General features: G+C 60.7%; 23 protein-coding genes. 19 read left to right on the forward strand and 4 right to left on the reverse strand.

The window, feature by feature from the left end; all coding sequences use genetic code 11:
• Nucleotides 1–5 precede the first annotated feature (5 nt).
• Nucleotides 6–1,778 carry a GTPase HflX gene (gene hflX, locus ACZ5DH_RS08125; protein ID WP_464253829.1) on the forward strand — a complete coding sequence of 591 codons (1,773 nt, stop codon included), beginning with the start codon at nucleotides 6–8 and terminating at the stop codon, nucleotides 1,776–1,778.
• A gap of 223 nt (nucleotides 1,779–2,001) precedes the next feature.
• Here hflX and ACZ5DH_RS08130 read toward each other — a convergent pair whose 3' ends face one another.
• The gene (locus tag ACZ5DH_RS08130; protein ID WP_464253830.1) at nucleotides 2,002–2,691 is read right to left on the reverse strand and encodes a hypothetical protein; all 690 of its coding nucleotides are present in this window, start codon (nucleotides 2,689–2,691) and stop codon (nucleotides 2,002–2,004) included.
• Between the two features lie 614 nt (nucleotides 2,692–3,305).
• Between ACZ5DH_RS08130 and rfbF the strand changes: the two genes are divergently transcribed.
• The 4 genes from rfbF (at nucleotide 3,306) to ACZ5DH_RS08150 (ending at nucleotide 6,759) form a co-directional block, all read left to right on the forward strand.
• Nucleotides 3,306–4,070 (forward strand): glucose-1-phosphate cytidylyltransferase, encoded by a 765-nt coding sequence (gene rfbF / locus ACZ5DH_RS08135; RefSeq protein ID WP_464253831.1) that lies wholly within the window; start codon nucleotides 3,306–3,308, stop codon nucleotides 4,068–4,070.
• Nucleotides 4,071–4,166: 96 nt separating this feature from the next.
• Complete coding sequence (rfbG, locus tag ACZ5DH_RS08140) at nucleotides 4,167–5,282, forward strand: CDP-glucose 4,6-dehydratase (RefSeq protein WP_464253832.1); 1,116 nt, start codon at nucleotides 4,167–4,169, stop codon at nucleotides 5,280–5,282.
• Nucleotides 5,282–5,779, forward strand: a complete 498-nt coding sequence (locus ACZ5DH_RS08145; protein ID WP_464253833.1) for a cupin domain-containing protein — start codon at nucleotides 5,282–5,284, stop codon at nucleotides 5,777–5,779. Before rfbG ends, ACZ5DH_RS08145 begins: the two co-directional genes overlap by 1 nt.
• A gap of 2 nt (nucleotides 5,780–5,781) precedes the next feature.
• Nucleotides 5,782–6,759, forward strand: a complete 978-nt coding sequence (locus ACZ5DH_RS08150; protein ID WP_464253834.1) for a prenyltransferase — start codon at nucleotides 5,782–5,784, stop codon at nucleotides 6,757–6,759.
• Between the two features lie 526 nt (nucleotides 6,760–7,285).
• Here the strand turns inward: ACZ5DH_RS08150 and ACZ5DH_RS08155 are convergent.
• On the reverse strand, nucleotides 7,286–10,039 hold the full coding sequence (locus tag ACZ5DH_RS08155) for a diguanylate cyclase domain-containing protein (protein ID WP_464253835.1): 2,754 nt from the start codon (nucleotides 10,037–10,039) through the stop codon (nucleotides 7,286–7,288).
• 241 nt (nucleotides 10,040–10,280) lie between these two features.
• Here ACZ5DH_RS08155 and ACZ5DH_RS08160 point away from each other — a divergent pair, with 241 nt between their 5' ends.
• The 11 genes from ACZ5DH_RS08160 (at nucleotide 10,281) to ACZ5DH_RS08210 (ending at nucleotide 22,024) form a co-directional block, all read left to right on the forward strand.
• Entirely contained in the window at nucleotides 10,281–10,907 is a 627-nt protein-coding gene (locus ACZ5DH_RS08160) for an MBL fold metallo-hydrolase (protein WP_464253836.1), read from the forward strand.
• Nucleotides 10,904–11,599 (forward strand): flavodoxin family protein, encoded by a 696-nt coding sequence (locus tag ACZ5DH_RS08165; RefSeq protein WP_464253837.1) that lies wholly within the window; start codon nucleotides 10,904–10,906, stop codon nucleotides 11,597–11,599. The genes ACZ5DH_RS08160 and ACZ5DH_RS08165 overlap by 4 nt, the downstream gene beginning before the upstream one ends.
• A gap of 75 nt (nucleotides 11,600–11,674) precedes the next feature.
• On the forward strand, nucleotides 11,675–12,553 hold the full coding sequence (locus tag ACZ5DH_RS08170) for a ComF family protein (protein WP_464253838.1): 879 nt from the start codon (nucleotides 11,675–11,677) through the stop codon (nucleotides 12,551–12,553).
• A 104-nt stretch (nucleotides 12,554–12,657) separates the two neighbouring features.
• Complete coding sequence (locus ACZ5DH_RS08175; protein WP_464253839.1) at nucleotides 12,658–13,776, forward strand: DUF4198 domain-containing protein; 1,119 nt, start codon at nucleotides 12,658–12,660, stop codon at nucleotides 13,774–13,776.
• 573 nt (nucleotides 13,777–14,349) lie between these two features.
• Nucleotides 14,350–15,279, forward strand: a complete 930-nt coding sequence (locus ACZ5DH_RS08180; RefSeq protein ID WP_464253840.1) for a Tim44 domain-containing protein — start codon at nucleotides 14,350–14,352, stop codon at nucleotides 15,277–15,279.
• A 92-nt stretch (nucleotides 15,280–15,371) separates the two neighbouring features.
• Entirely contained in the window at nucleotides 15,372–15,767 is a 396-nt protein-coding gene (locus ACZ5DH_RS08185; protein WP_464253841.1) for a PaaI family thioesterase, read from the forward strand.
• A 372-nt stretch (nucleotides 15,768–16,139) separates the two neighbouring features.
• Nucleotides 16,140–16,406, forward strand: a complete 267-nt coding sequence (locus ACZ5DH_RS08190) for a DksA/TraR family C4-type zinc finger protein (RefSeq protein WP_320352761.1) — start codon at nucleotides 16,140–16,142, stop codon at nucleotides 16,404–16,406.
• Between the two features lie 414 nt (nucleotides 16,407–16,820).
• Nucleotides 16,821–18,167 (forward strand): bifunctional folylpolyglutamate synthase/dihydrofolate synthase, encoded by a 1,347-nt coding sequence (locus tag ACZ5DH_RS08195; RefSeq protein WP_464253842.1) that lies wholly within the window; start codon nucleotides 16,821–16,823, stop codon nucleotides 18,165–18,167.
• Entirely contained in the window at nucleotides 18,164–19,594 is a 1,431-nt protein-coding gene (selA, locus tag ACZ5DH_RS08200; RefSeq protein WP_464253843.1) for an L-seryl-tRNA(Sec) selenium transferase, read from the forward strand. The genes ACZ5DH_RS08195 and selA overlap by 4 nt, the downstream gene beginning before the upstream one ends.
• Nucleotides 19,595–19,640: 46 nt before the next feature.
• On the forward strand, nucleotides 19,641–21,023 hold the full coding sequence (locus tag ACZ5DH_RS08205) for an aminopeptidase (protein ID WP_464253844.1): 1,383 nt from the start codon (nucleotides 19,641–19,643) through the stop codon (nucleotides 21,021–21,023).
• Between the two features lie 185 nt (nucleotides 21,024–21,208).
• The gene (locus ACZ5DH_RS08210; RefSeq protein WP_464253845.1) at nucleotides 21,209–22,024 is read left to right on the forward strand and encodes a HEAT repeat domain-containing protein; all 816 of its coding nucleotides are present in this window, start codon (nucleotides 21,209–21,211) and stop codon (nucleotides 22,022–22,024) included.
• A 264-nt stretch (nucleotides 22,025–22,288) separates the two neighbouring features.
• On the opposite strand, the gene ACZ5DH_RS08215 is transcribed toward ACZ5DH_RS08210, so the two are convergent.
• Both ACZ5DH_RS08215 and ACZ5DH_RS08220 read right to left on the reverse strand, forming a co-directional pair.
• Nucleotides 22,289–23,740 carry a GNAT family N-acetyltransferase gene (locus ACZ5DH_RS08215; protein WP_464253846.1) on the reverse strand — a complete coding sequence of 484 codons (1,452 nt, stop codon included), beginning with the start codon at nucleotides 23,738–23,740 and terminating at the stop codon, nucleotides 22,289–22,291.
• Between the two features lie 353 nt (nucleotides 23,741–24,093).
• Entirely contained in the window at nucleotides 24,094–24,954 is an 861-nt protein-coding gene (locus ACZ5DH_RS08220; RefSeq protein WP_464253847.1) for a PHP domain-containing protein, read from the reverse strand.
• 126 nt (nucleotides 24,955–25,080) lie between these two features.
• Here ACZ5DH_RS08220 and ACZ5DH_RS08225 point away from each other — a divergent pair, with 126 nt between their 5' ends.
• From ACZ5DH_RS08225 to ACZ5DH_RS08235, 3 genes are read left to right on the forward strand one after another with little or no spacing between them, the layout of a single operon-like run.
• Entirely contained in the window at nucleotides 25,081–25,302 is a 222-nt protein-coding gene (locus ACZ5DH_RS08225) for a Trm112 family protein (RefSeq protein ID WP_464253848.1), read from the forward strand.
• Entirely contained in the window at nucleotides 25,302–25,856 is a 555-nt protein-coding gene (gene yfcE / locus ACZ5DH_RS08230) for a phosphodiesterase (RefSeq protein ID WP_464253849.1), read from the forward strand. The genes ACZ5DH_RS08225 and yfcE overlap by 1 nt, the downstream gene beginning before the upstream one ends.
• Nucleotides 25,857–25,887: 31 nt before the next feature.
• Nucleotides 25,888–26,691: a Maf family protein gene (locus tag ACZ5DH_RS08235; RefSeq protein ID WP_464253850.1), complete on the forward strand. Its 804-nt coding sequence runs from the start codon at nucleotides 25,888–25,890 to the stop codon at nucleotides 26,689–26,691.
• The last annotated feature ends 25 nt before the right edge of the window (nucleotides 26,692–26,716 follow it).

Below are 26,716 nucleotides of genomic sequence, written 5' to 3' on the forward strand. Positions count from 1 at the left end.
CCGTCATGCCACGGGGCGGCCCCGCTGCCCCGTTTTTTCCGTGTCACGCCCGCCGGGCCCATCGCCCGGCGGCCAAAAATGCAACGCTACACGCCCGTCAGGAGCCGACCATTCCAAAACCAGAAGGCAATGTACAGGGGCTGAAACCGAGCCAGCTTACCGCCCTCAACCGTTTGTTCAACCGCCGTTTTCCGGCGGAAGACGTCTATACGGTGGAGCAGGCGCGTGAACTGGCGCTGCTTTCACGCGCCGTAGGACGGCAGGTTGGCCTGCTCATAGACCGCAAGGGCCGCGTGCAGATGGTGATTGTGGGCGAGCCGGGCAGCATCTTGATTCCCGAACTGCCCAGAGGACGCGGCGGCAACGAGCGCCTGCGCGGTCTGCGCCTCTTGCACACGCACCTGACCCCGGGCGGCATCAGCCAGGAAGACCTTATGGATATGCTCTTCCTGCGGCTGGACGCCGTCATAGCGCTCACGGTCAATCCCGTGGGCGACCCCGTGCAGTGGCAGGCGGCGCACCTGCTGCCCTCCAGCGTTAACGGCCAGGCCTACCATCTTGACCAGCCACGCCCCTGGGACCGCACGGCAGCCCATATGACGGACACGGCCGAAGCGCTGGAAGAAGAGCTGTCCCGCAGGGCCGAAGATGCCAAGGAGGCGGACGGCAGCCCGCGAGTCCTGCTGGTTTCCGTGGCTGCTGCGCCCCGCATCATTCAGGAGCGCAATCTGGACGAACTGGGCGAGCTTGCGCGCACCGCCGGCCTGACCGTGGCCGGGCGGATGGTGCAGCGCGTGACCCAGGTGAACCCGCGCCTTATCATGGGCCGGGGCAAGGTGGCGGAACTTGAAGTGCTGGCCCTGCAAGGCAGGGCGGGCATGCTGATCTTTGACGGAGAGCTTTCGCCCTCGCAACTGCACAACCTGGCTGACATCACCGAACGCAAGGTCATAGACCGCACACAGCTTATTCTTGATATCTTTGCGCAGCACGCCGTAAGCCGTGCGGGCAAGTTGCAGGTGGAACTGGCCCAGCTGCGCTACACCCAGCCGCGCCTGGTGGGTAAAAACCGCGCCATGGACCGCCTTATGGGCGGTATCGGCGGACGCGGCCCTGGCGAAACCAAGCTTGAGACCGACCGCCGCAAAATACGCGACCGCATGGCCCGCATCCGAAAGGATCTTGACCAGTTACGCCGCCAGCGCTCCTTTACCAGAGCGCGCCGCTCACGCCAGGGCATCCCGCTGGCCGCCCTTGTGGGCTACACCAATGCGGGCAAGTCCACGCTGCTCAATACGCTCACCCGCTCAGAGGTTCTGGCGGAAAACAAGCTTTTCGCCACCCTTGATCCCACCACGCGACGGCTGCGCTTTCCCGCTGAAAAAGAGCTTATTCTGGCCGACACCGTAGGATTCATCCGCAATCTGCCCAAGGAACTCATGGACGCCTTTCGCGCCACCCTTGAAGAACTGGAGGCGGCCCAGCTGCTTCTGCATGTGGCCGACGCCTCGCATCCCGACCTTTTGCAGCAGATCAACGCCGTGGAAACCATACTGGCCGAAATGGAGCTTGACCGCGTGCCGCGCCTGCTCATCCTCAATAAATGGGATCAACTGGAAGCCCCGGCCAGGGCGGAACTGGCCGACGCCTTTCCGCTTGCCCTGCCCATCACCGCCAAAACAGGCGAAGGCTGCAAAGTGCTGCTGGAAGAACTTGAAATGCGCCTGCTGCACGAGGCCACGACCATTGTTGAAGATGTCCCGTACAGTCTCAACTAGATCACAGTGCCGTTGAAATGCTTCACATTTCAACGGCACTGTGATCTGTCTCTTTGATCTACATCTTTCCAAGGAAGCACTGATTAAAGAGCCTCTTGGAAACGCGCAGTTATTTCGTTTGGCAAGGCGCGATCTTTTTTTGAAGCAGGAGTGGACTCTTCCGTCCTCGACTGTTTCAAAAAAAGTGAAGCAACGCCGCCAAACGGAATAAATCAGCGTTTCCTTAAATTTTGGTGACGCCCTGCGTATCGCCAGCCATCGTGTCCTGCCCGGGGGCGGGTTTTTCCGGCGCGGGCTGCGGCTTGGGTTCACCAGGCACGGCGGGCGCGGCGGGGACGGCGGGCGCGCTTTTTCCGACGGCATACTCACGGGCCGTGTTTTCCATAACGGCCCGCCCCACCACCAGCCACCTGTCGCCAACCTTGCGCAGGGCAAGCCAGCTTGTCATGCGGGCGGGGGTGGTCACCTGGGCCACGGCGGCGCCGGAGCCGATTTCCGTAATTTTGGCGTTATTCAGGCTTTCAGGCACCCAGGGGCAATTGGGCGTCTCGGCCTCACGGCATTGGGCCATAAGCTCACCCGTGCTGACGCCACGGTTGAACTGATTGTGCAGACGCGACTCCATATCCACGATGCTGCCCAGAATCTCGTCCATGCCGCCAATGCCGAGCGAGCGGCCCAGGCTGTCCAAAAGCCCCAGCGGGGCTTCTTCCCTGGCAAGATTCTTCATCTCATTGTTGGCAAAGCTCTTCATGTCCATACCAGCCAGAAAGGCGGCACTGTCATTCTTTTTCAAAGCCTCGGCCATACCGTTAAGCGCTTTTTGCGGCCCGGAGGATACGCAGGCGGCCACCAGCGCCGCCAGGATAAGCAATACGAAGAAATAACGCGAGGAACGGCTATCCATTTTCATACACACCTCTTGGAAAATCTAGAGCAGATTAACTTTGAAATGCTTCACATTTCAAAGTCTTCATACAGCCCAAAATGCGATTTGCGGCTGAATCCACGCCACGTTGTGGCGCGCTGCACTCTCGTGCAGCGTTAGAGCTTTTACACTTTGAGAACAGACATCCCCAAAGGTTCACGTCGTTCACCTTACTGCGCAACAGCGCCATAAACCAGCGTTCGCTTCTTTGTGGCTGTTGCCCGCGTGAACAGGCCACAGGCAATGTCATCTTAAATTTGCCCAAGGCACAGGCCAGGCTGCGTCAACAAGCGAATCCGGAACGCCACAAGTTTTCTATACACTTTCGTGCGCGCCAGAGCAAATCAACTTTGAAATATATATCCGCAACGTCCGCATACGGCCACTTTGGCGCATAACAGCGTGGATACACCGCGTTTGCGCCGTAATGACGCGCTCATGCGCATACGCTGGCGGGGCGGCTTCACGATGCAACCGCTCCAATGCATAGGGGCCGCCGCTCCGCCACAGGGCTTTTTTTCCTCCCGGCCTTCTGCTACACATGGGCCACGAGCAGCGCACGGCATTGTGACTGAGGCGCAGCGTCAGGAGGCACTTACATGAAAGTCATTATTATGTGTGGCGGCAAGGGCACGCGCTTGCGCGAAGAAACCTCGGTCAAACCCAAGCCTATGGTCGAGATCGGCGGACGGCCCGTGCTGTGGCACATCATGTCCATTTATGCCCGCTTCGGCTTCAAGGATTTTGTGCTGCCGCTGGGCTACAAGGGGCAGGTCATAAAGCAGTATTTTCATGACTACAATATCCGGAACACGGATTTTACCGTGGATCTGAAAAACGGAGACATCACCACCTACCCGAGTCACATTGAAGACTGGCGCGTCACCCTGTGCGACACAGGCGAGGACACCCTCAAAGGCGGCCGGCTCAAACGTGTGGCCAAGTATATTGACACCGACAGCTTCATGGTCACCTATGGCGACGGCGTGGCGGACATCGACCTGCACAAGCTTATCGAGTTCCACAAGCAGTCCGGCAGCATCGGCACCTTCACGGGCGTGCGCATGCCCTCGCGCTTTGGCACCGTGCGCACCGATGACCAGGGCAAAATCCTTTCATGGGAAGAAAAACCCGTACTGGACGAATATATCAACTGCGGCTTTTTTGTCTTCAAGCGGGAGTTTCTGGACTACCTCAGCGAAGATGAAAGCTGCGACCTTGAAAAAGAACCCCTGCAAAGGCTTGCGGCTGAAGGGCAGCTTTCAATGTACCCGCATCCCGGCCAGTGGCAGTGCATGGACACGCTGCGCGACTCCATCAAGCTCAACGAGCTTTGGGATTCCGGCCGCGCTTTCTGGGTGTAAACCCGCATTTCACGCCAGACGCGTCAGGATCGAGCGGGGCATAGTTGCGCCTGCCTCCGTCCTGTCGTGCTGCAACCATTTCTGAAGGAGCAAACCATGTTTGCCAACGCATACAAGGGACGCCGGGTTTTCGTAACCGGGCACACGGGCTTCAAAGGCTCCTGGCTGGCGGCATGGCTGAGCCAGATGGGCGCTGTGGTGGGCGGTTTTTCCGACGACGTGCCCACCCACCCTTCGCATTACGGCGCCATGAACCTTGGCGCGCATCTTGAGGCAGACCTGCGCGGCGACATACGCGACCGCGATGCCCTTGTGCGGGCCGTGCGCCAGTTCCGCCCGGACGCGGTCTTTCATCTGGCCGCCCAGGCTCTGGTGCGTAAATCCTATGACGATCCGGCGCTCACGTTTGAGTCCAACATGATGGGCACGCTCAACATGCTGGAGGCCGTGCGCGCCTGCCCCGACGTTGGCGCTGTTGTCATGATCACCTCGGACAAGTGCTACCGCAATGACGAATGGGTGTGGGGCTATCGCGAAACCGACCACCTTGGCGGGCACGACCCCTACTCCGCTTCCAAAAGCTGCGCCGAGATCATCGCGCATTCCTATTTTGAAAGCTTTTTCAAGGACGGCCCGGCCTGCGCCACGGTGCGCGCGGGCAACGTCATCGGCGGGGGCGACTGGGCCACAGACCGCATTGTGCCCGACTGCGCCCGTGCCTGGGCCGCAGGCCAGCCGGTGCAGATCCGCAGCCCCTGGGCCACCCGCCCCTGGCAGCTGGTTCTGGAGCCTCTTTCGGGCTACCTGTGGCTGGGCGCGCGGCTCCTTCTTGGACAGAACAGCCCCTTTGACCTGCGCGGCCAGGCGTACAACTTCGGCCCTGCCGCTGATGTGAACAATACCGTGGCCGAAGTGGTCGAAGCCCTGGCCATGCACTGGCCCGGCTTCAACAGCGAAATGGACAAGGCCGAGCAGGCAGGCATGAAGGAATGCACCCTGCTCAAGCTTTGCTGCGACAAGGCCCTGGGCCACCTGGGCTGGAAGGCCACGCTCAATTTTGAAGAAACCATCCGCTACACCGCGGAGTGGTACCACTGCTTCTATCAGGGTGAAGGCGGGAAAAAACCGCAGAACATGCTGGACTTCACGCTGGGCCAGATTTCGGCCTATGTGAACGCCGCCGAACAGCGCGGGCAGGTGTGGGTAAAGTAATGGAAGCTTCAGAAAGTATGGCGCGGGATGTGGGCATTGAAGGCGCATTGCTGCAACCGCTGGCGGTGATCCCCACTCCCGGCGGCCCGGTGATGCGTATGCTGCGCCCCGAATCCGCCCTGCTGCCCGATTTTCGCCAGTGCTTCGGTGAAATATATTTTTCCGAAGTTCTGCCCGGCCACGTCAAGGCATGGAAGCGCCACACCCGCCAGGTGCAGCACTTTGCCGTTCCCTCCGGCCTTTTGCGCATCGTGCTGTATGATGACAGGCAAGGCTCCGCCACCAGGGGCGTTGTGTGCGAACTGGCTCTGGGCAGGCCCGACAACTACGCCCTGCTGCGCATCCCCACGGGCGTGTGGTACGGCTTCACGGCCATGGGCGACGCGCCTGCCCTCATCTGCAACTGCGCGGATATTCCCCACGATCCGACAGAAGGCCAGCGCCTGCCCATGAATGATCCGTCCATTCCCTACGTCTGGAGTACGGAAGAGGCATAGGCATGGAATATAGCAGTCTTTTGCGGGCCGCCTGGCAAGGGCGGCCCGACAATGCGCCTCGCCTGTCGGGCGCGGAGATATTGCGCGCATGGTGGCAAGCCTGCCGACCGCCCTTTTTCATCACGGCGGCCATTCCGGTAACCCTGGCCCTTGCCTTTGCCTTTCGTCTTGAGGGACGGATCAGCCCACAACAGTGGACTGTTTACGGACTTCTTCTGCTCGGCTGCTTTATGGGGCTGACCATCGCCAACTTTGCCAATGACCTCTTCGACCATATCCTTGGTGTGGACGGCGGCGACAATATTGGCGGATCACGCGTTATCCAGAACGGTTCCATCAGCCCCCGCCAGCTTTCCGTGGCGCTTATGCTGCTTACCCCCGCCACACTTGCCGTGGGCGGACTGCTCATAGTTCTCGCGCCCGCAGGTCTGCGCTGCGGTTTGTGGGCCGCGAGCCTTTTTGCCGTGGCCTCTGCCATTTTTTATGTGGCCCCGCCCCTGCGCTACGGGCACAGGGCGCTCGGAGAGCTGTTCGTCTGCCTGAATATGGGTTTTATCATGGTCTGCGCCAGCACATCCCTGCTGTTGCAAAGCTTTGACCCGCGCAGCATGGCGCTGGCGCTTCCCATAGGCCTTATGGTGGCGGGCGTGTTGTACTACCAGAGCCTGCCTGAAATCGAAACAGACCTTGCCGCCGGCAAACACACCCTGGCCAACAGGCTTGGCAAGGACAAGGCCGCGCTTGTCTTCCGCCTGTGGTGGCCCGCCGTATGGCTGCTGCTGCTCAACCTGTGGGCGGCCGGACTGGCTGCCTGGCCTGTGGCACTGGCCTTGCTGGGCCTGCCCTTCTACCTGCGGGCCTGCCGCCATATGGCTGCGGCACAGGCTGGCGACTGGCTGCCTCTGGACGCATACGGACATCTGGTGCGTAAATGCTATCTTTTGAGCGGCGCGGCGCTCATTGCCGGAGTGGCCCTTTAGATCGGATTACCTTTGAAATGCTTCACATTTCAAAGTTTTCATTCAGCCGAAAATGCTATTTTAGGCAGACTCCACACCACGTTGTGGTGCGCTGCACTTTCGTACAGCGTTAGAGCATTTACACTTTTTCAAAGTTAAAATGCTCTAGAGCAGATTAACTTTGAAAATATACATTTTCAAAGTTTGAGGCACGCTCACTTCGGCGTTTAACAGCGCAAATAAATAGCGGTGCTGTCTTCATCCGTAAGCCCTGCGGGCAACGGCTGAAGCTGCGCTTACGCCTCCGTGGCGGGCGTCTGCTCACGCAGCCGCCAGAGCAATTTCATTATGAAATTGCTCTAGAATGAACGCCTGCCCCCCGCAGCCGCCGAATGGAGGTTTTAGGGGGTGGGGGCGTGGGGGAGGAGACCCTTTTGCAAAAGGGTCCCTCCCCCACAAAACATCCCACAACAATAGCACCCTGAAGCACGTAAAAAGGGGCGGCCTAGCCGCCCCTTTTTCCATAAAAACCAACTCGTTTTACGTCTCAGCCCAACACGGCCCTGGCTTCGGCCAGCCGGGCCTCGTCTTCACGGTCAAGAGCTCGCAGGGCGCGGGCCAGGGTCTGCCATGCCTCGGGCCTGTCGTGCAGGCCCGCGCTCTTGCGGGCCAGCAGTTCCGCCATGGCCGGGTCTTCGTTGCCGTCAAGGTAGATATTGGCCAGCAGCAGCATGGAGGCCGCATCCTGCGGATTGCGCAACAAGGCTTCATGCAGCAGTTCACGGGCTTCGCCGCCCTTGCGCTGCCGGGCGGCCACACGGGCCAGATGCCGCCTGGCCACGCCGGGCCGTCCGGGGGCGGCGTCTTCAATGGCGGCGGCCAGTTCGTAATAGCGGCGGGCTTCGGCCCTTCTGCCGCTTTGCTCGCACAACTGCCCGAGACGTATATGGGCAAACAGATGGTCAGGCGCAGTCTTGACGCACTGTCGGTAATAGCGGGCGGCGGCGCGGCGCTCCCCAAGGCTTTGGCAGACATTGCCGAGATTGTAGTTAATCTGCGTGGCTGTGCTTTCGTCCGGTTTATGGCGCAGAGCCTCAAGAAAATGCCTGCGTGCCTCATGCCTGCGTCCCAGGGCCGCCATGCACACGCCAAGGGAGTTCCAGGCCATGACGTTGGTTTCGTCCGCCAGCAGGGCGAGCTTGTATTCCTCAAGCGCGCCGAACACGTCGCCAAGGCTGTAGCGCCGATCGGCGCTGATGTTCAGGGCCAGCGAGTTGCATTGCCCCACTCTTGGATGCGGCAGAAGAAGGGCGTACTCCAGAGCCCTGAGGGCGCAGTCGGGCATTTCGGCCTTTCGATACTGCAGGAAGGGAAAGGCGGCCAGACCTGCCGCGGCGTCGACGCCCTCATCTTTCAGGGCCGAGCACAGGGCCTCATACAGGGGCACGACGTTCTGCGGCTCTGCACCGGGATGGAAAAAAATAAGACTGTTGCTGCCATAAAGCCCGGCCAGGGGAGCGGCTCCCGCATCGTGGGGGGCCTCCCCGCGCAGCAGTTTTTCCCACAAGCGCAGGGCTGTTGCCGCCGTGGAGCCCGACGCGCCTTCCATGCGAACAATGGCGAGCACAAATCGGGCGCGGCGCTCGCTTTCCTGCGCGAAGCGGTTGAGAAAATCACCGTGACCGCACAGCGCCGCCTGCTCGGCCTGCCCGGCATCCACGACATTCACGGCATCCAGGGCGTCTGCCGCACGATTGGCGGAGTCGGCGGAACCTGTTTCAAGCTGCCGCGCGTGCCCGGCTGTTTCGGTAGGCGGAGCAGCGGCGGCGTTCTGTTGCCCGGCAGTAACGGACGGCAAGGAATGCATGCCCTGCGCGTCGGAAAAATGCAGCACGGGATCATGCCCGTCGAGGTCAGGACTGAGCACAGGACTTTGCCCAAGAAGCGCCAGACTGTCGCCGGGCGCGGGCAGAAATGTGGTGTCGGCCAGGTGCAGAATTTCGGCAATGGAATCCCTGTCGCCCACACGCAGCAGCACAATTTCACCCTTGTGGCGCGGCTTTTGGCCGGGTTCGGCGCTCCATACCGCAAAGCGCATGCCTTCACGGGCCTTGGCCTGGCGCCCAAGGCTGATGCGCAGACGGCCCACCGGCAGTGTTTCCAGCACAAGCCCGCCCTCTTGCAGGATGCGGGCAAAGGGCATGACGCGCCCCTCGCCGGAACGGTTGCCCGCCGCGCCGGCGGCGGTCTGACCCGCAACATCCGCCGCCAGCCGTGCTCTGGCCATGAGCAGCCGGGCCTGCTCATACATGCCAATCCTCATTTCAGATCCCTGCATGTCCTGCGGATACAGGGCGTGCCCGGCGCACAGGCGTGGAGCCACGCCCTGTGTTGTGAGGGGCGGCACGGGACGCAACGCCTGCATGCGGGCCAGAACGGCGCAGGCCAGCTTATGGCATGCGCCGCGCCCGCTGGCGGAAAGCAAAAGTGCCATTTCGTGCGTTCCCACCCGCGCGGCAAGCACGTCTGAAGGCAGAACGGCGCGACAGGCGGCGGCAAGCTGGCGCATGACATTTTCGCCAAAGGCGTAGCCATGCCGCCGGATAATATCAGGCCCGTTGCCAAGGCGCAGCAGCACTATGCCCATACACATGCGGTACATGGGGGCTGCAAGGCCTTCCGGCGCGGAGGGTTCTTCAAAATGGGCTCGCACCCTTTCAGCCTCGCCCTCCATACGGGCAAAAAGACTTTCCTCCGTGGCAAGAGCAGTAACGGCGTCCGTGCGCACAGCCTTGGCGCGGGCCAGATTTTCCAGACACAGGGAGGCAAGGGCGGGCAACACCTTCAAAAGAGGCCGCACCTCACGGGCGCGCACGCCGTGCAGCATGACCATGCCAAGCTGACGCCCGCCCCAGTGCAGGGGCAAGAGCAGCCTGCGCTCGCGCGTCAACAGCCGTGGTTCTTCCGGGGTGTGCTCTCTGGGAAAATAGAGCGCGTGACCGCTGAAGCTTAAGAACGCCGATAACTGGCGGCACAGCAGACCTTCCATTTCCATGAGGTCTTCGCGGGCCAGCTTTTGTATGGCCCGCAGTTCAGACCACTCCCGCGTGAGGCCGCTGTCGCCATGCACTGACGCTCCCCAGAATTTCTCTGTCCCGCCCGTCCAGTCCGTCCAGTCCGGGTGGGGCGCCACGGCTGACGGATCCGCCTGGGCGGTTGCGTCGGGCGGGGAGTCCGGCATATCATGGCCCTTGCCCTTGTCGCTCGCTCCGGCGTTTTTTCGCGTTGTGTTCCGGGTCATTTCCTGAAATCCTTCTGCGCTCAGCATACTCTGTTTTATGGCGGCAGTGTAGTTCGCTGGCAGGAGCTTGTCTAGAAAATATCTTGAAAAACCGCCTCTGGCGCCTCAAACACCCTGCACAGGCTTGCCCAGCGAAAATTAAGAGGGTAGTATCTGGTCTGCGAAAGTTGTTAACGCGCTGCGGATCCGCTGCGTACCGCCGACCTCCGAACCGCAATCCCCACATACAAGGAAAACCCACATGGCAGTTGCTGCTTTTCCCATAGGCCCTTTACAGACCAACAGCTATCTTATCCATAAAACTTCCAGGGCCGTGGCCATTGACGTAGGCGGCGACCCCGCGCCTATGCTGGAATACCTGCATACACACAACCTGAAGCTTGACGCCATCTGCATAACGCATCGCCACTTCGACCATATGTACGGTGTGGCCGCTCTGGAAGAAGCCACCGGCGCGATCATATACATTCCACAGGACGACGACAGCCTCGCGGGCACGGAATCCGGCAAGGGCGGCGTCTGGGGCTTTCCGCCGGTTCCGGAGTTTACGGCCAGCCCCATGCCCATGGGCAGGACAGTCTTCGGCGACATGGTTTGCGATGTGCTCAGAACGCCTGGGCATACCCCCGGCGGCGTCTCCCTTTATTTCCCTGACGAGCATGCTGTTTTTTCCGGTGACGCCCTGTTCTACCGCTCCATCGGGCGCACGGACTTTCCCGGCGGCGACCACGACACCCTTTTGCACTCGGTCAAGGATGTGCTCTTCAAGCTGCCCGCTGACACCACGGTCTATCCGGGACACGGCCCCACAAGCAATATCGGCGACGAAATCGCCAATAACCCATTTTGCGGTGAGTTCAGACCATGAGCAGACCACTAGCCCTTCTTTGCAGTCCGCACCCTGATGGCGTGTCAGACTCTGTGGCCAGACTTGTGGCCGAAGGGGCAGCCGAGGCCGGAACCGACTGGCGGCTTGTGGCCTTGCGCGACTATGCGTTCGAGGGTTGTGTCGATTGTGGCGGCTGTAGCAGGCCGCCACACAGATGTACGCTGGCGGGCCGGGATTACGGCGGCATGAAAGACAGGGCTGATGAAATATTTTCGCTTATTGAAGCCGCACCTCTGCTCTTCATATCCGCGCCCATCTACTTCTATTCCCTGCCCGCGCATTTCAAGGCCCTCATTGACCGCACCCAGCGTTTCTGGGCCGCCCAAAACCACGCCCCGGCAACCAAGCCCCTGCTCCCCCGTCCCCCGATCAAACCCACGCTGGTGAGCCTGGTGGCCGGAAGACCGCGCGGCAATCTGCTCTTCTCGGGCTCCCTGCTGACCCTGCGCTATTTTCTTTCTCCGCTGAACGCGACAATCAGCGAAACGCGGCTGCTACGCGGGCTCGAAAAGGTTAAAGACCTGGAAGAACGCCCCGCTGTTCGCGCCGCGCTGCACGCCTGGGGTCACGATTGGGGTTGCAGGCTCATGGCGGGCAAGATACCGGGATATAATCCGGCCGCCAGCCCCGGTCCGGGCTGCGCCCAGGACGGCCCGTCCGCCTCCTGCTGACAGCGCCGATCCGGGGACCTGCCCCTTTTGGCCCGCTTGCTGACCAGATAGCAATACCATCGTCAGGTTGCCCGGATGAGCTTACAATTCGCCAGCAAAATCTCCACAGCCGCCCGCTTTCTGGGCCTTGCCCAGGCCCGGTGCTTTCATTGTCTGCGCCCCTTCACCCCTGACGCGGAAAAAAGTTCCGCCAATAGCACGTCGCCGCCCGCGGGCATTTTCGACACTGCCGCTTCCCTGTGCCCCTCGTGCCGCGACCTGCTTGTTCCCTACGGGGGGCCGCGCTGCCCTGCCTGCGGTCTGCCCGCCCCTCCGCCCCCAAGGGATTGCGGGACGTCACAGAAGGCATACCAGGGCAGCCTGTGCGGGCGTTGCCTCTCAAACCCGCCGCCCTGGACGCAAGCCGCGTTTTACGGGCTGTACCGCGAATCCCTGCGGCATGCGCTTCTGCGGCTCAAATTTGACGGGCACCTCTACCTGGCCCCGCTGCTTGGCGCGTTTCTTATGGAAGCCTCCCGCTGTCTGCCCGGCCCCGACGCCCTGCTGGCTGTGCCGCAGTATCCGGACCATCTGCGGCACAGGGGCTACAATCAGGCGCATGAGCTTGCAAAAGCCCTGCACGTGCAGACCGGCCTTGCGCTTTTTCCCGACCTGCTCAGCCGAACCCGCCCCGGTCCTGCCCAGGTTGGCCTCAACGCCCGCTCCCGGCCGGAAAACGTCCGCCACAGCTTTGCGGCCTCCCCTGAGGTAAAAGGGTTGCACCTGTGGCTGGTGGACGACGTCATGACCACGGGCAGCACCCTCCGCGCGGCGAGCCTGGCGCTGCTCAAGGTGGGAGCCAGACGTGTGGACGTGCTGGTGGTGGCCCGCACGCCCAAGGAAGATATGGGATTCACTGGCGACAACGCACCCATGGTGGCAAACGGGCCAAAAAGTCACGGCTCTGCCACATGACAATGCGAAAACGTTCTGCTATGTTCACACAAATGGGACGTTCCGCCCCCGGCCCCGGTAAACCTGGGGCTACAGGGATCACATCCGGCATTGCAGGAGCCTTCATGCCGCGCCTTTCTTTTTCATTCAGCCTGCCGCACACGGCGGGCGCCATTTTGTCCGCTGCCCTGTGGGCTGTTGTGTGCTGCGCCTTTACAGCGGTTTCAGCCAACGCCCAGGTAACCTTGCTGGTGCCGAGTCAGCCCAGCATCGAGGCTCCGGCCAAAACCGACAAGGCAGACGCTTCCAGCAAGCGCGACGACAAAAAGCAGGAAAGCAAACAGCCTGCGCCCAAACCGGAAAAAAGCGCTGACACTGGCAAGGCCGCCGCCAGCGTCCGCAAACCGGAACCAGCAGGCGCGCCCACAGCCAAAGCCGCCCCCGGAGCCGAACAGGGGGCCGTAAAAGCGCCCGCACCGCAGGGAGCGCCGCCAGTTGCCGAGGCCCCCGCGCCACCGCCGCCCCCGGAACTTCCCGTCATCGACGAACAGGTTGATGTGCTTATCACCATGATGCGCCCCTTCCAGTATCAGAGCCTTGTCATGGATATGCCGCAACTGTTCGCTGTTTTGCGCTATGACAACGCCAGCCCGGTCAAGGACGGCCTCATTCAGCCAGAGCGCCGCGACCTTCTGGGCGATGTGGAAGAAATAGGCTACCTCGACCAGAAAGCCTGGGGAGCCAACGTAGCCCTGACCACTCCGGGCCTTTACCAGTTCATCATTGAAGGCCGCCCCTGGTGGGACGCCGCCCGTGGACAGTTTTTGCAGCACTACGTAAAGACCATGCTGCCCGTACACGGAGTGGAACGAGGGTGGGAGCAGCCCGTCGGCCAGGTGTTTGAAATCCAGGCCCTTACACGTCCCTTTGGCCTTACCGCGCCCGCCGTTTTCACAGGCGTCGCCCTGCTGCACGGCAAGGCGCTGCCCAACGCTCCCGTGCGCATGGTCCGCATCAACACGGAAAAACGCCCCGTCCCCACGCCCTGGCATGAGGAGATGGAGGCGCGCACCGACAAGGCTGGCCAGTTCTCCTTTATACTCAACCAGCCCGGCTGGTGGTGCTGTATGGCAGTAGCGCCTGGCGATCCTCTCAAGGGGCCGGACGGCCAGCCAAAACCCCTGAATCTCGGTGCGCTTTTCTGGCTGTACGTGGACGGCGCTGCCGATGCCCGCAAGCGCTGATTCAAGGCGGGGCGTAAGTGCGGCATAGTCTTTGGAGCCGCGTGGACGCGCCATGGCGCATTAAATGAAAAACGTTTCGCGCTGATGCGGTGCACTGCTGATTGGCGCAGCTTGCCCTTGCATAGGCGCAGGCTCAAAGGACTGCCACGCCCCTTACGGCCAGTGGCGGCGCAGCAAAGGGCTCTTGTGTCTTTACCGCGCGCGTCCTGCCTGCGCAGCCGTCAGGGCAATTTCAAAGTGACGTCGCTCTAGAGCAGATTAACTTTGAAATGTTTCACATTTCAAAGTGTTCATTCAGCCGAAAAATGCGATTTGCGGCTGAATCCACGCCACGTTGTGGCGCGCTGCACTTTCGTGCAGCGTTAGAGCATTTACACTTTTTCAAAGTTAAAATGCTCTAAAATGAAATTACCCTAACCCTCCATAAAAAATATTTTTTTGATGTGTCACTGCAGGGCCGGCCGGAAATCCGGCTCTTGCCTTTTCTGTCACAATGTTTATGGTAAGTAAGGCTGAACAGAACGTGCGACTATCGCACCCTGCAAACCAACAACCCCCTCCTGGGAGCTGTTCATGAAATTGAGTGCCTTTCTGACTATTGTCCTCTTTCTTTGCTGTTCCATCATGCTTGCCGTGCCCGACGCTACTGAAGCCGCCCGCCTGGGTGGCGGCGGTTCCTTTGGCAGCAAGCCCTTTATGAGCACCCCTGCGCCAAGACCCACCATGCGTCAGGACGCCACGCAAGCGCCACGGCCGTCCATGAATCAGCCCCAGGCTGCGCCTCAGGCTTCCCGACCCGGCATGTTCGGCGGTATGGGCGGCCTTTTCGGTGGCCTTCTGGCTGGCACGCTGCTTGGCTCGCTGCTCGGCGGTCACGGTTTTTCTGGCGGCGGCTTTATGGATATCATCATCATTGGCCTTCTGGTATTTTTCGGGCTCAAGCTCTTTGCCCGGTTTCGCGCTCAGCAGGCTCCTGCTGGCGCGGGTGCACGGAGCGAACAAGGTGGCGCGTATGATGACCGCATGCAGGGCATGCAGCGCGAATCCACGGGCAGCAACGGATGGGACGTGCTGCGCGGCGACGGTTCAGGTTCGCCTTCTCAGGCAGCCGCCGCTGCTCCCAATATTCCCATGCCCGATGGATTTGATGCTGAAGAATTTCTACGCGGGGCCAAGATGGCCTACACCCGGCTGCAAAAAGCCTGGGACAAACGCGACATGGACGACATCGCCCAGTTCACCAGTTCTGCCGTGCAGCACGCCGTGCGCGAACAGATGGAAGCCGACCCCAAGCCCGGCAACACCGAGATTCTTCTGGTCAATGCCCAGCTGCTTGGTGTGGAAAATGAAGGCAACGAACAGTACGCCCAGGTCTTTTTTGATGTGCTGATGCGTGAAAGTCCCGACCAGCAGGCTCCGTCCACCGTACGCGAAGTATGGCATTTCATGCGCCCTGTGCAGGGCGGCAGCTGGAAACTGGACGGCATCCAGCAGGTCGAGTAACATAGGCGCTCCGCAGTGGCGGATATGCTCCAGCATACAATATGCCGGAAGCCTTTGGCTTCCGGCTTGTTTTTGGCAACCTTGGAGAATATATGAAAAATTATGTCGAAAAACACGACAAGCTACTACGATACCTGCAGATGACCATTGAAAGCGCCACTCCGGATTTCGCCAGAGTGACCATGCCCCTTACCGATAACCACAGGAATGGCATGGGCTGCGCCCACGGCGGAGCCATTTTTTCGCTGGCCGACGTGGCTTTTGGGGCTGCGGCCAACGCGGGCAAGGATATGGGCGTGGTGAGCCTTTCGACCACCATCGAATTTCTGCGTCCCGGCAGATGTGGCCCCCTGGCTGCTGAAGCCTATCTGGTGCGCAAGGGCCAGCACATACAGAGCTATACCGTGAAGGTTTTTGACGGCAATGGAGAGCTTATCGCCCAGTGCATGGCTTCCGGATACCAGACAGACATTTTGCTGCCGGACTAGAGCAGATTAACTTTGAAACGCTTCACATTTCAAAGTGTTCATTCAGCCGAAAAATGCGATTTGCGTCTGAATCCACGCCACGTTGTGGCGCGCTGCACTTTTGTGCAGCGTTAGAGCATTTACCACTTGAAATGCTCGCGCACGGTAGGCAAAAGCCTGCCTGCTCGCATTTCGTGGCAGGGATTTTCAAAAAAATCCTTGCAGAGCAGTTAACTCATTTCATTCGTGGACTGCTCTAAATTACGCCAGCAACGTGCTTTTCAGCCCGGCGGCCTTCAAGGTTAGCCGGGCTGCTTCCTTTTTATGCCCCCGGACTTATATTCACCATACTGGCTGCCGACAACGCGGCCAAAAAACACCAGAGAGGACGCCATGGCAAGCGGTTGGGCCGGTGACGGCGCAGTGCAGGACCAGATTCAGGATTCCATCAATGACGAAGTCGCCCGTGCGCGGCGCAATCTCCCCAGCGGCGAAAGCCTGAGTCATTGCGAGGAGTGCGGGGAGCCCATCCCGCAGGCCCGGCGTGAGGCCCTGCCGGGCGTGCGACTGTGCGTCGCCTGCCAGCAGGAGGCGGACAGGGAACAGCAGGCGGTTTCTCTTTACAACCGGCGTGGCAGCAAGGACAGCCAGTTGCGGTAGGCCTTGCCGTCCACGCCTCGGCCCGTAGAGGCATTTTCCGCGTTTTCTTCATGGCTTCGATTGGTCCTGCCGGGTATGCCACGGCATCACAGCTGCTTCTGTTGCACTCACTGGTGCGCTGGTGATGCGCATGCAGAGCGCCATGCAGCCGGCAGAACATATCTCCCCTGAAATAAAATTCTCAAAGCATACGGAACGCCCGTTACGGCGCATTATGGCGCATAGCAGCGCGCATAAACCGCAGTGGCTCCTTGGCGCGTGCGTCTGCTCACGCCCACTCGCGCAGATGCCAAAGCAGTTTCAAAGAAAATTTACCCTTCCGCCACTTCTGGCAGTGCCCTGCCGCAATTCCGTGCGGCACGAACTGGTGACAGAACGCTGACAGCCGCCCGCCTTTAAGGTACCGTGCTGCCCATGAGACAGCACTTCAGTGATTTCACCCATATTGAACAGCATCTGGACAGTCTGGGGCTTTTTCATATGGACATGGGCCTGGACCGCATGCGGCGCGCCCTGTCGGCTCTGGGCCTTGTCCGGCCCCCCTTTGTGACGGTGCAGGTGCTCGGCACCAACGGCAAGGGGTCCACCGCCTCCTTTCTTGCTTCCCTGTGCGCTGCCCACGGCCTGCGCACGGGTCTGTACACCTCCCCGCACTTTGTCAGCCCAACGGAGCGCATCCGCATCGACGGCAGGCCCTGGCCGCAGAAATCATGGCCCGCGCAGGCCAACAAGGTCATGGATGCAGCCCCGGAACTGACGTATTTTGAGTTCCTTACCGTGCTCGCCTTGCTGGCCTTTGCGGAAGAGCGGGTAGATGTGGCCATTCTTGAGGCTGGGCTTGGCGGCAGCCACGACGCCACCACCGCCGTGAGCGCGGACGTGCTCTGCTATACCCCCATAGCAATGGACCATAAGGACGTGCTTGGCGGAAGCCTTGCGGCCATCGCCACAGACAAGGCCGGAGCCATCCGTTCGGCGGCTCCCGTATGCTCCACCTTTCAGTTCCCTCAGGCTGCACGGGCCATTGAAGCAGCCGCGCATGCGCACAAGGCTCCGCTGATCTGGGCCGGCGCGGCCGACGCATCCCTGGAACTGGGGCTCCCCGGGCCGCACCAGAAAAACAACGCTGGCCTCGCGCTGGCAACATGGCAGATGCTGGCCCCCATGCTCGGCAAGGACCCGCTGGACGCACAGGCGCAAAAGCGCGGCCTTGCCCAGGCCTTTATCCCCGGCCGCCTGCAGTACGTGCCCGGCACGAGCGCCATGCCGCCCTTTCTGCTGGACGGCGCGCATAACCCCCACGGCATGGCCGCACTCATAGCGGCCTTGCGGCAGGCGAACACGCAGCCCGCCGCCATTGTGTTTTCCTGCCTGGGAGACAAGGACTGGCAGACGGCGGCCGCCATGCTGAAAAAGCAGGCAGGCGACGCCCTTATCTTCGTGCCCCCGCTGGACAACCCCAGAGCGGCCAGCGCGCAAGACGTGGCACGCTTTTTCAACGCCATGCCTCCGGTCACAGCCCAGGCCATGCCTGACGCGCAAGACGGCCCGGCCAGCGCGCCTGCCGATGCTCCACCGCTGGCACAGGCTCTGGCCCATGCCGCGGCAGCGGCGCGCGCCTGTCCTGGCTGCTCGGGCCGCCCGGTACTGGTCACAGGCTCGCTCTATCTGCTGGCGGAATTCTTCAGCCTCTATCCCGCATACCTTTCGCCCCAGAACGCAAATCACCCGGACGCAACTCAAGGGAGAAAAACCCCATGAATAAACTCTTTCGCGCCATCCCTGCCGTGGACCTTTGCCTTGCGGCCCTTCACGAGGCCGATCCCCATATGGCCGAGGCCCCGCGCGCCCTTGTGCGGGATCTGGTGACAGCATACTGGGACCAGCAGCGGCAGGCCATTCGGGAAGGCCAGTACCGCTCCGCCGATGAACTGGGGCTTGAAGCCCGACTGACGGACCTTGCGGCCCATGTACGGGCGGGCCTGCGAAGCCGCTTCAGCGCGGCCCTCAACGCCACCGGGGTTGTGGTTCATACCAATATGGGCCGTTCGGTGCTGGCAAAAGAAGCGCGGGAGGCGGTCATCACCGCCGCCACAGGCTACTGCAACCTTGAACTGAACATGACCACCGGCGGGCGCGGCAGCCGTCACGCCCTGGTGGAAGACCTGCTCTGCCGTCTCACAGGAGCCGAAGCGGCCCTTGTGGTCAACAACAATGCCGCCGCCGTGCTGCTTGTGCTGGACACTTTTTGCAAGGGCGGCGAAGTGGTGGTCTCGCGTGGCGAACTGGTGGAAATCGGCGGCAGCTTCCGCATCCCTGAAGTTATGGAAAAAAGCGGCGCAACCCTGCGCGAGGTGGGAGCCACCAACCGTACCCATCTGCGCGACTACAGAGCGGCCATCAATGAAAACACCCGCGCCCTCATGCGCGTGCACACGTCAAACTACCGCATTGTGGGCTTCCACTCCGCCGTGTCCCTGCCGGAACTGGCGGAGCTGGCAAAGGAGCATGGCCTGCCGCTTATTGAAGACCTGGGCAGCGGCAGCCTGACGGACTTTTCGGCCGCTGGCCTGCCCAATGAGCCCACGGTTCCCTCAGTGCTGGCCCAGGGCGCGGATATTGCCACATTTTCCGGCGACAAGGTGCTGGGCGGCCCGCAGGCCGGCATCATCACGGGCCGCAAAAGCATGGTGGACAAGCTCAAGAGCAATCCGCTCACCCGCGCCCTGCGCTGCGACAAGCTCTGCCTTGCCGCCCTTGAAGCCACCCTGCGCCTCTATCTTGATCCGGACAAGGCCCGGCAAAGCGTGCCCACCCTGCGCATGATCTGCCGTACCGCCGACGAACTCAACAAGGACGCCCGCTCCCTGGCCACCGCCCTGCGCAGAGGGCTCAACTCCAGCCCGCAAACGTCCTGCCACATAAGCCTGCGGGCCGACGTTTCCCGCGTGGGCGGCGGGGCCTTTCCCCAGTACGACCTGCCCACCACCCTGGTGTGCCTCAAGCCTGCCGCATGCAGTCCCACGGCGCTCAAGGCCGCCCTGCTGCGCACTGATCCGCCCCTCATAGGACGGCTTGAAGACGATAGCTTCTGCCTTGACCCCCGCACACTGGACACTGCGGACAGGCCCATACTGCTGCGAGTATTGCGCGAGGCACTGGCCCTTGCCGCCACTGGCCTTATATAGGTATCAAGATTGATTGCCGCCCAGCGCGGCCATAAAGGAAAACATTATGGAAAAAACGCTGACCTACAAACCCAGAAACGCCTGGGAAGATGCGGACGCCAAGACCCGCAAACATATGGAATCTCTGGCTCTTCGTTATATGGATTTTATCACGCGCTGCAAAACCGAACGCGAAACAGTGGAATACGTGCGCGAACGCCTGGCCGCCCAGGGCTATGGCGAAGATTTCGGCGGCGACCGCGTCATGCGGCCCATGCGCGGCAAAGCCATTTTCGCCGCCCGTCGCGGCACGCTGCCTCTGGATCAGGGGCTTGCCCTTGTGGCAGCCCACGCCGACACGCCGCGCCTTGACTTCAAGCAGCGCCCCCTTATCGAGCAGCCCGGCGTGGCGCAGGCCAAAACCCACTATTACGGCGGCATACGCAAATACCAGTGGCTGGCGCGCCCCCTGGCGCTGCACGGTGTTGTCATACGCGCCGACGGTTCAACGCTTGAGGTCACCATTGGCGAAAAGCCCGGCGAACCTGTCTTCTGCATTGCGGACCTTCTGCCCCATCTGGCGCAAAAACAGGTAACGCAGACCGTCAGCGACGCCTTTGAGGGCGAAAAACTCAACATCATTCTGGGGCACAGCCCCAAGGCCGCCAAGGGCAAAAAAGACGACGCGCCCAAGGAACCCATCAAGGCCCAGTTGCTTGAAATCCTCAATAAAAAATACGGCATCACCGAAGAAGACCTTATTACTGCCGAGCTTCAGGCCGTGCCCGCCGGGCCGGCGCGCTTTGTGGGTTTTGACAAGGCCCTGGTGGGCGGCTACGGGCAGGACGACCGCATCTGCGTGTTCGCGGCCCTTGAGGCCCTGCTGGAAGCCGAGGCCACAGGGCGCAGCATGGCGGTGATGTTCTGGGACAAGGAAGAAATCGGTTCGGACGGCGCAACCGGCGCGGCGTCGCGCTTTCTGCAATACTGCATTGAAGACCTGACCCAGGCGTGGGCTCCGGGCCTGTCCGCATCGCGCGTCTTTATGGAAACCCGCGCCCTTTCCGCCGACGTTCAGGCCGCTCTGGACCCGGATTTCCAGGAAGTGCACGAAAAGCAGAACGCCGCCCAGATGGGCTACGGGCCCTGCTTCTCCAAGTTCACGGGCTCGCGCGGCAAATACGGCGCCAGTGAGGCTGATGCCGAATTTTTCGGCGCGCTGCGCAACCTGTTCAACAGCAAAAACATCCCCTGGCAGGCGGCGGAACTGGGGCGCGTGGATCACGGCGGCGGCGGCACGGTGGCGCTCTTTCTGGCGGCCTACGGCATGCACGTCATTGACCTTGGCCCGGCCGTGCTTTCCATGCACAGCCCCTTTGAACTGGCAAGCTGCGCGGACCTGCACACCACGGTTCAGGCGTACCGGGCCTTTCTTGAGTCAAACATATAGCTGACCTGTATAGCTGCCCGTGTATATAGCTGACCGGGCGGCTGTATCAGAGCAGACAGGCTTTGAGCGACTGCGATGCCTGCAAGGCGCGATCTCTGCCCCCCGCTTCCAAACAGAAAAACCTTTGAGCATTGCAGCATACTGTAAAGGTTTTAGGGGGTGGGGGCGTGGGGGAGGCGACCCTTTTGCAAAAGGGTCCCTCCCCCACAAAATTGCTCCTGCGCTGCATGGCGGCCCGCGCCAACCCAAACGGGTACCTTATGGACATCGACAGTCAAAAACTGGCCCTGCTCAACAGCGGACAGGCCGCCTCAAGCAATCTTGCCGAAGCCCTTGCCGTGGATTTTACCGCTCTTATGGCTGCGGCCGTTCCCGATGTGCCTGCCAGCGGCATTGACGCCCTGCGCCAGGCGGCGGGCCAGGGCGTTTCCAAAAAGATGCGTCTGGCCGGAAAGCTGCTGTATGAAACCTTTGGGCCTGACGGTCTGGCCCCCTGTGCAACCCACCCCTCGGACACGGTGCGCGGATGGGCCTGCTTTGCCCTTGCCCTCTGCCCGGCCCGGAATATTGAAGAAAGGCTTGAGGCCGTGCGGCCCCTTGCCGATGACGCCCACTTCGGCGTGCGCGAATGGGTCTGGATGGCCGTACGCCCCCACCTCACCGAACATCTTGATGCGGCCATACCCCACCTTGTCGGCTGGACGGCGGATGCTTCCGAACGTGTGCGCCGCTTCGCCAGCGAAAGCATACGCCCGCGCGGGGTCTGGTGCAGCCATATGGAACGGCTCAAACAGGACCCTGATCTCGGCCTGCCGGTGCTGGAACCGCTACGGGCAGACCCGGCGGCCTATGTGCAGGACAGCGTGGGCAACTGGCTCAATGACGCGGCCAAATCCCAGCCGCAGTGGGTACAGGATGTCTGCGACCGCTGGCTGGGTGAAAGCCCCTGCAAGCCGACGGAGCGCATCTGCAAGCGTGCCCTGCGCAGCATCAAGAAATAACGCTATCGGTGCGCGATGATATTTTGAAGAATTTTGTGGGGGAGGGACCCTTTTGCAAAAGGGTCTCCTCCCCCACGCCCCCACCCCCTAAAACTCTTATTGCAGGGTACAGGCCCTAACGCGGCACAAGCATCCAGAGCATTTAACACTTGAAATACTCGCGTACGGCAGGCAAAAGCCTGCCTACTCGCATTTCGTGGCAAGGATTTTCAAGAAAATCCCTGCAGAGCAGTTAACTCATTTCATTCGTAAACTGCTCTGGCATCAAAAGTAGTCTGAAAAATAGGGTTTATCAGGCGGAATCAGCGCTTCAAGCGTTTTGAGCAGATGGTAGTCCATATCAATGCGGTCATTGTTATAGAGATAGGTGGGCCGCTTGTAGCCCATAAGCATGGTGGTCAGCGTCTGGATGTCCAGCGCGATGCGGTGCCCCGAATGGCATGTGGTCACCTGTTCGCAGACAGCTTCATCGTCCTGCCAGCGCACATGAAATATGCCGTTGTTCCAAGGCGCAATGGGGTCTTTTACCTCAAAATCGAGGGTGAGCCTGGGATCGTTGAACTGGAAGGGATAAAACTCCATAAAGCGCTGCACATCCACAATACGGGCCATGCCGTAAGGCTGTATGGTCTCGTCGATCTCGCTGTCCTCAAGCTGAAAAGCCATGGCCTCGCCCGTGTAGTTGGCTCCTTCCACCTTGGTGATCATAGAAAAATGCGCGCTGATATAGTTCCAGATGCCGTACTTGGCCTCCTGGTTCAGGTAGACCATCTCCTTGATGCTGAAAACTTCATTCTCAATGTAGTAGATCACATAGCCCAAGGGCTTGCGGTCAGTGCTGTAATACACGGCCGCCATGACATCGTCCGAATCCCAGCGCCAGTATTCCTCCCACTCCAGCGCGCCGCGTATGAGCGCGCCGTGTTCCTGAAGCGCGAAATATTTATAAACCTTGTGCAGATCCTCATTTTCAATATCCACACGTTCTATCTGCCCTTCCACCGGGTGACGCGCCGGAAGCTGCGTATCCTTGATGGTGAAGGTCATTTTGTCCGACACGATTTCCCAGCCGTGCTTGCGGTAAAGCGGGATGGAATAGGGGCACAGATAGGAGATGATCTGCTGCTGGCCGCGCATGTACTCAAGGCTTTTTGCCAGCAGCGAGTGGATAAGCCCCCGCCCGGTATACTCCGGATAAGTCGCCACCCCGGTGATGCCGCCCATTTTGCAAATCTCGCCCTGGACGTTCACTTCCATTGGATAGATGACCACTTGCGAAGCCAGCCGGCCCTTGTAAAACCAGCCCATAACGTGCGATGCCTCGAAAATGGGCCTCTTGGACTGCTTCATTTCCTTGTCGGACCAGCCAATGCGGGCCATTTCAGACGTACTCACCTGAAAGGCATACCGCAGCAGGGCTTCGAACTGCTCAAAATCGTCCTTGCCAAGCTGGCGGAATTCAAAGGCGTCGTGAACGCCATTGGGCGGTTGTCGGTCCTCGTCCTTGCGTTCGCTGTCCACGGCTTCTCCTTCACCGCGCTCCTCCGCGGCCATGACTGTCCGGCGGGCCTCAAGGCCGCGCTCCCGGCGGTTCACGGGCACAATCGGCGCGCCATTGCATTTGTCGGGCGGCGTGCCTGCTGCGCGAAATGGGTGGGGTTCCAGTCGTGGACCATCAAGAGGCGGCAAATGCTGTTGCTTGTGTAGAATGCGCATGCCTGTTTATTCCGGTAGCTGCTCGTAAAAAAAATGCCTGATTATGACCAGCACGCCCGGCGCGGACTGCGTGTCTGCGCCCTGACGGCCCGTGTTGCGGGGCAGGGGTGAAAAAGTCCCCCCGCAAGGCCGCTGTACCGCGCTGGGCAGTTTTACGCAAGGCATGAAACCATGGTAAAATGAAGAAAAATAGATAACGATAAAGCATGGTTGAAAAAGAGCCTTACAGTACGGCAGAATACAGGAACCCTTGCCGCTGTGCTTCGGCGTATGGACAGAGTATGGGACAAAAACTGAAGAAAAAGAAGCAAAACAGTTATGAAAAAAGCACCACAGATGCGCCGCAAAACCTGTCAGACGGGCAGGCCCGCTGCCATCCGCCGTTGCCGCAGACTTTCCAGCACGTCCATGCCGACGCGAAGTTTGCCGTAGCCCTTGCCAAGACAAATGGACGGCTTGTTGTCGCCGTGATAATCCGAACCGCCGCTGATGCCCAGGTCAAAACGCTTGGCCAGAGCGAGGCAGGCGCGAACGTCCGCTTCGGAATGCTCACTGTGCCACGCCTCAATGGCATTGAGCCCGCAGTCCTTGAGGTGCGACACCTGCGTGTCCAGCCAGCCCGACGGCCCCTTCCACAGCATGGGGTGGGCCAGGCTGACGGTCGCGCCAAGATCGGCCAGAAGGCGCACGCTTTCTTCCGGTTCCAGCACTTCCTTGGGCAGGTAGGCCTTGCCGTGGCAACCGAGGTATTCCTTGAAAACTTCACGGGAATTTTTGGCATATCCCTTGCGCAACAGGACTTCAGCAATATGGGGTCTGCCCACGCTTTCGCCCGTGGCTATGGCCAGCACCTCTTCCATGGTGATATCCAGCCCCAGGTCCTGAAGCTTGCGCACTATGCCTTCGTTGCGCTCCGCGCGCTTGCGCCGCAGAAAAGCCAGTTTTTCCTGCAACAGTGCGGGATGTTGCGGCAGCCACAGCCCCAGAATGTGCAATTCTCCCAGTTCCGTGCCCGTGGAGATTTCACACCCGCGTATGAGTTCGACGCCATATTCACGCCCGGCGTCAGCGGCTTCATCCAGACCGGAAAGCGTATCATGGTCAGTCACGGCCACGGCCTCAAGCCCCGCCTGGGCGGCCTTGGCCATGAGCTGTGCCGGAGAATCCGTACCATCGGAAGCAGTAGTGTGCGTATGCAGATCAACCAGTTTCATGCGGTGTAAACCTTACTAAAGATGAGTTTTTATTAATAGCGCAAAATATCAATATGGGGCAAGCCTTGAACTGGCCCCTGCATCTCTGTATACTAGCCGCCCATGCTGATTTAAGAGGAAGGATATATGCCCATCAATACTGACGAACTCTTGCGGATACTGGCCTGCCCCAAATGCCTGGGCAACCTCGCCGCTATGGAAGAAAATAATGACACGGCGGGTTTTGCCTGCGCGGCCTGCCAGGTTATCTACCCCGTTCGGGAAGATATACCTGTCATGCTGGTGGAAGAAGCTGTGGATATGCCCACCTGGAATGCACAGCATCCTCAGGCAAAGGAACGCGCCTGATGCGCCTGCTCATAGCCTCCGATCTGCACGGATCCATTGAAAGCCTGCGCTTTCTGGTGGAAAAAGCACGGCAGATCGAACCCGACATGCTGGTGCTGCTGGGCGACCTTGTTTATCACGGCCCCCGCAATCCCCTGCCTGCGGGCTATGACACAAGGTTGGTGATGCGTGAAATGCCCGACCTCACCGCGCTGCCCTGCCCGGTTACCGCTGTGCGCGGCAACTGCGACGCCGAGGTGGATCTGGGATTGCTGCCCTTTCCTGTGGCCGACACTACATGGCTTGATGCCGATGGACTGCGCATCTTCGTAAGCCACGGCCACCACCTGCCCGAAAATCCGCCATGCCCCGGCTTCAAACCCGGCACTGTCTTCCTGCGCGGGCATACCCACATTCCACGCGGCGAAACCCTCGATGGGCTGCACTTCTGGAATCCCGGTTCCCTTTCGCTGCCCAAGAGCGGCTTTCCCCGCAGCTACGGGCTGTATGAAAACGGCCTCTTCCGCGTGCTGAACATGCAGGACAAGGAAGTTCTGCGCCACGCCCCGGCCTGATGGCCCCGCGCCCTTGCCGACAGTACTGCCTATGACCGCCCAACCCACATCGCGGCAACCGCTGTTCTCCCTGACGGACGGGTTCAGACTGGTGCTGGCCTCCGGTTCGCCACGCCGTCGCCGGTTTCTGTCCGAATGGGGGGTGCCCTTTGAACTGGCCCGCCCGGACCGGGCAGAGCCTCTGCCCCTGCCCGGTGAACAACCCGATGCCTACACCCGGCGGGCTGCGGCGGCCAAGGCGCACGCCGTTACCGCCAGTCTGAACAGAACAGGTGCGGAAGCTTCCCCATTCACGCAAGAAAAAGCCATCATCCTTTCCGCCGACACGGTGGTGGCTGTGGATGGCGATATTTTGGGCAAACCTCACGATGCCGCCCACGCCCTCTCCATGCTGCAACGCCTCACCGGACGCGGACATGAGGTCATCAGCGCCGTATGCCTGCTTTTGCCCCTTTCAGCGGGCGCGCATGAGGAAACATATGGAAACGCAGCTGGCGTTACATCGTGTAACGCGCCAGATTGCGCGCGCGGCGCTGACAAAAGCATTGCGTACCAGGGCTGCGGAGCGGAAGAACTGGTTTTCAGCGACGCAAGCCGTGTGTACTTTCATCCCTGGCCTGAAAACGTTTTGCGGGCCTACGTGGATACGGGCGAACCGCACGACAAGGCCGGAGCCTACGCCATTCAGGGTCAGGGAGCGTTTCTGGTGGACAGGATAGAAGGATCGTGGAGCACGGTGGTGGGGCTGCCCGTCACCCAGCTGGCCCACCTGCTGCTGGACCGGGGCTTCATGAGGCCCTGCGCCTCCCCCCCGCTTGCCCCAGGGAAACGCTGATTTATTCCTTTTGGCGGCGTTGCTT

It is taken from the genome of Desulfovibrio simplex (genome assembly GCF_055387835.1).

What these genes read in the sequence shown, in the direction of transcription:
- hflX (WP_464253829.1), top strand. Translation starts at nt 6, where the DNA reads ATGCCACGGGGCGGCCCCGCTGCCCCGTTTTTTCCGTGTCACGCCCGC.
- ACZ5DH_RS08130 (WP_464253830.1), bottom strand. Translation starts at nt 2,691, where the DNA reads ATGAAAATGGATAGCCGTTCCTCGCGTTATTTCTTCGTATTGCTTATC.
- rfbF (WP_464253831.1), top strand. Translation starts at nt 3,306, where the DNA reads ATGAAAGTCATTATTATGTGTGGCGGCAAGGGCACGCGCTTGCGCGAA.
- rfbG (WP_464253832.1), top strand. Translation starts at nt 4,167, where the DNA reads ATGTTTGCCAACGCATACAAGGGACGCCGGGTTTTCGTAACCGGGCAC.
- ACZ5DH_RS08145 (WP_464253833.1), top strand. Translation starts at nt 5,282, where the DNA reads ATGGAAGCTTCAGAAAGTATGGCGCGGGATGTGGGCATTGAAGGCGCA.
- ACZ5DH_RS08150 (WP_464253834.1), top strand. Translation starts at nt 5,782, where the DNA reads ATGGAATATAGCAGTCTTTTGCGGGCCGCCTGGCAAGGGCGGCCCGAC.
- ACZ5DH_RS08155 (WP_464253835.1), bottom strand. Translation starts at nt 10,039, where the DNA reads ATGACCCGGAACACAACGCGAAAAAACGCCGGAGCGAGCGACAAGGGC.
- ACZ5DH_RS08160 (WP_464253836.1), top strand. Translation starts at nt 10,281, where the DNA reads ATGGCAGTTGCTGCTTTTCCCATAGGCCCTTTACAGACCAACAGCTAT.
- ACZ5DH_RS08165 (WP_464253837.1), top strand. Translation starts at nt 10,904, where the DNA reads ATGAGCAGACCACTAGCCCTTCTTTGCAGTCCGCACCCTGATGGCGTG.
- ACZ5DH_RS08170 (WP_464253838.1), top strand. Translation starts at nt 11,675, where the DNA reads ATGAGCTTACAATTCGCCAGCAAAATCTCCACAGCCGCCCGCTTTCTG.
- ACZ5DH_RS08175 (WP_464253839.1), top strand. Translation starts at nt 12,658, where the DNA reads ATGCCGCGCCTTTCTTTTTCATTCAGCCTGCCGCACACGGCGGGCGCC.
- ACZ5DH_RS08180 (WP_464253840.1), top strand. Translation starts at nt 14,350, where the DNA reads ATGAAATTGAGTGCCTTTCTGACTATTGTCCTCTTTCTTTGCTGTTCC.
- ACZ5DH_RS08185 (WP_464253841.1), top strand. Translation starts at nt 15,372, where the DNA reads ATGAAAAATTATGTCGAAAAACACGACAAGCTACTACGATACCTGCAG.
- ACZ5DH_RS08190 (WP_320352761.1), top strand. Translation starts at nt 16,140, where the DNA reads ATGGCAAGCGGTTGGGCCGGTGACGGCGCAGTGCAGGACCAGATTCAG.
- ACZ5DH_RS08195 (WP_464253842.1), top strand. Translation starts at nt 16,821, where the DNA reads ATGAGACAGCACTTCAGTGATTTCACCCATATTGAACAGCATCTGGAC.
- selA (WP_464253843.1), top strand. Translation starts at nt 18,164, where the DNA reads ATGAATAAACTCTTTCGCGCCATCCCTGCCGTGGACCTTTGCCTTGCG.
- ACZ5DH_RS08205 (WP_464253844.1), top strand. Translation starts at nt 19,641, where the DNA reads ATGGAAAAAACGCTGACCTACAAACCCAGAAACGCCTGGGAAGATGCG.
- ACZ5DH_RS08215 (WP_464253846.1), bottom strand. Translation starts at nt 23,740, where the DNA reads ATGCGCATTCTACACAAGCAACAGCATTTGCCGCCTCTTGATGGTCCA.
- ACZ5DH_RS08220 (WP_464253847.1), bottom strand. Translation starts at nt 24,954, where the DNA reads ATGAAACTGGTTGATCTGCATACGCACACTACTGCTTCCGATGGTACG.
- ACZ5DH_RS08225 (WP_464253848.1), top strand. Translation starts at nt 25,081, where the DNA reads ATGCCCATCAATACTGACGAACTCTTGCGGATACTGGCCTGCCCCAAA.
- yfcE (WP_464253849.1), top strand. Translation starts at nt 25,302, where the DNA reads ATGCGCCTGCTCATAGCCTCCGATCTGCACGGATCCATTGAAAGCCTG.
- ACZ5DH_RS08235 (WP_464253850.1), top strand. Translation starts at nt 25,888, where the DNA reads ATGACCGCCCAACCCACATCGCGGCAACCGCTGTTCTCCCTGACGGAC.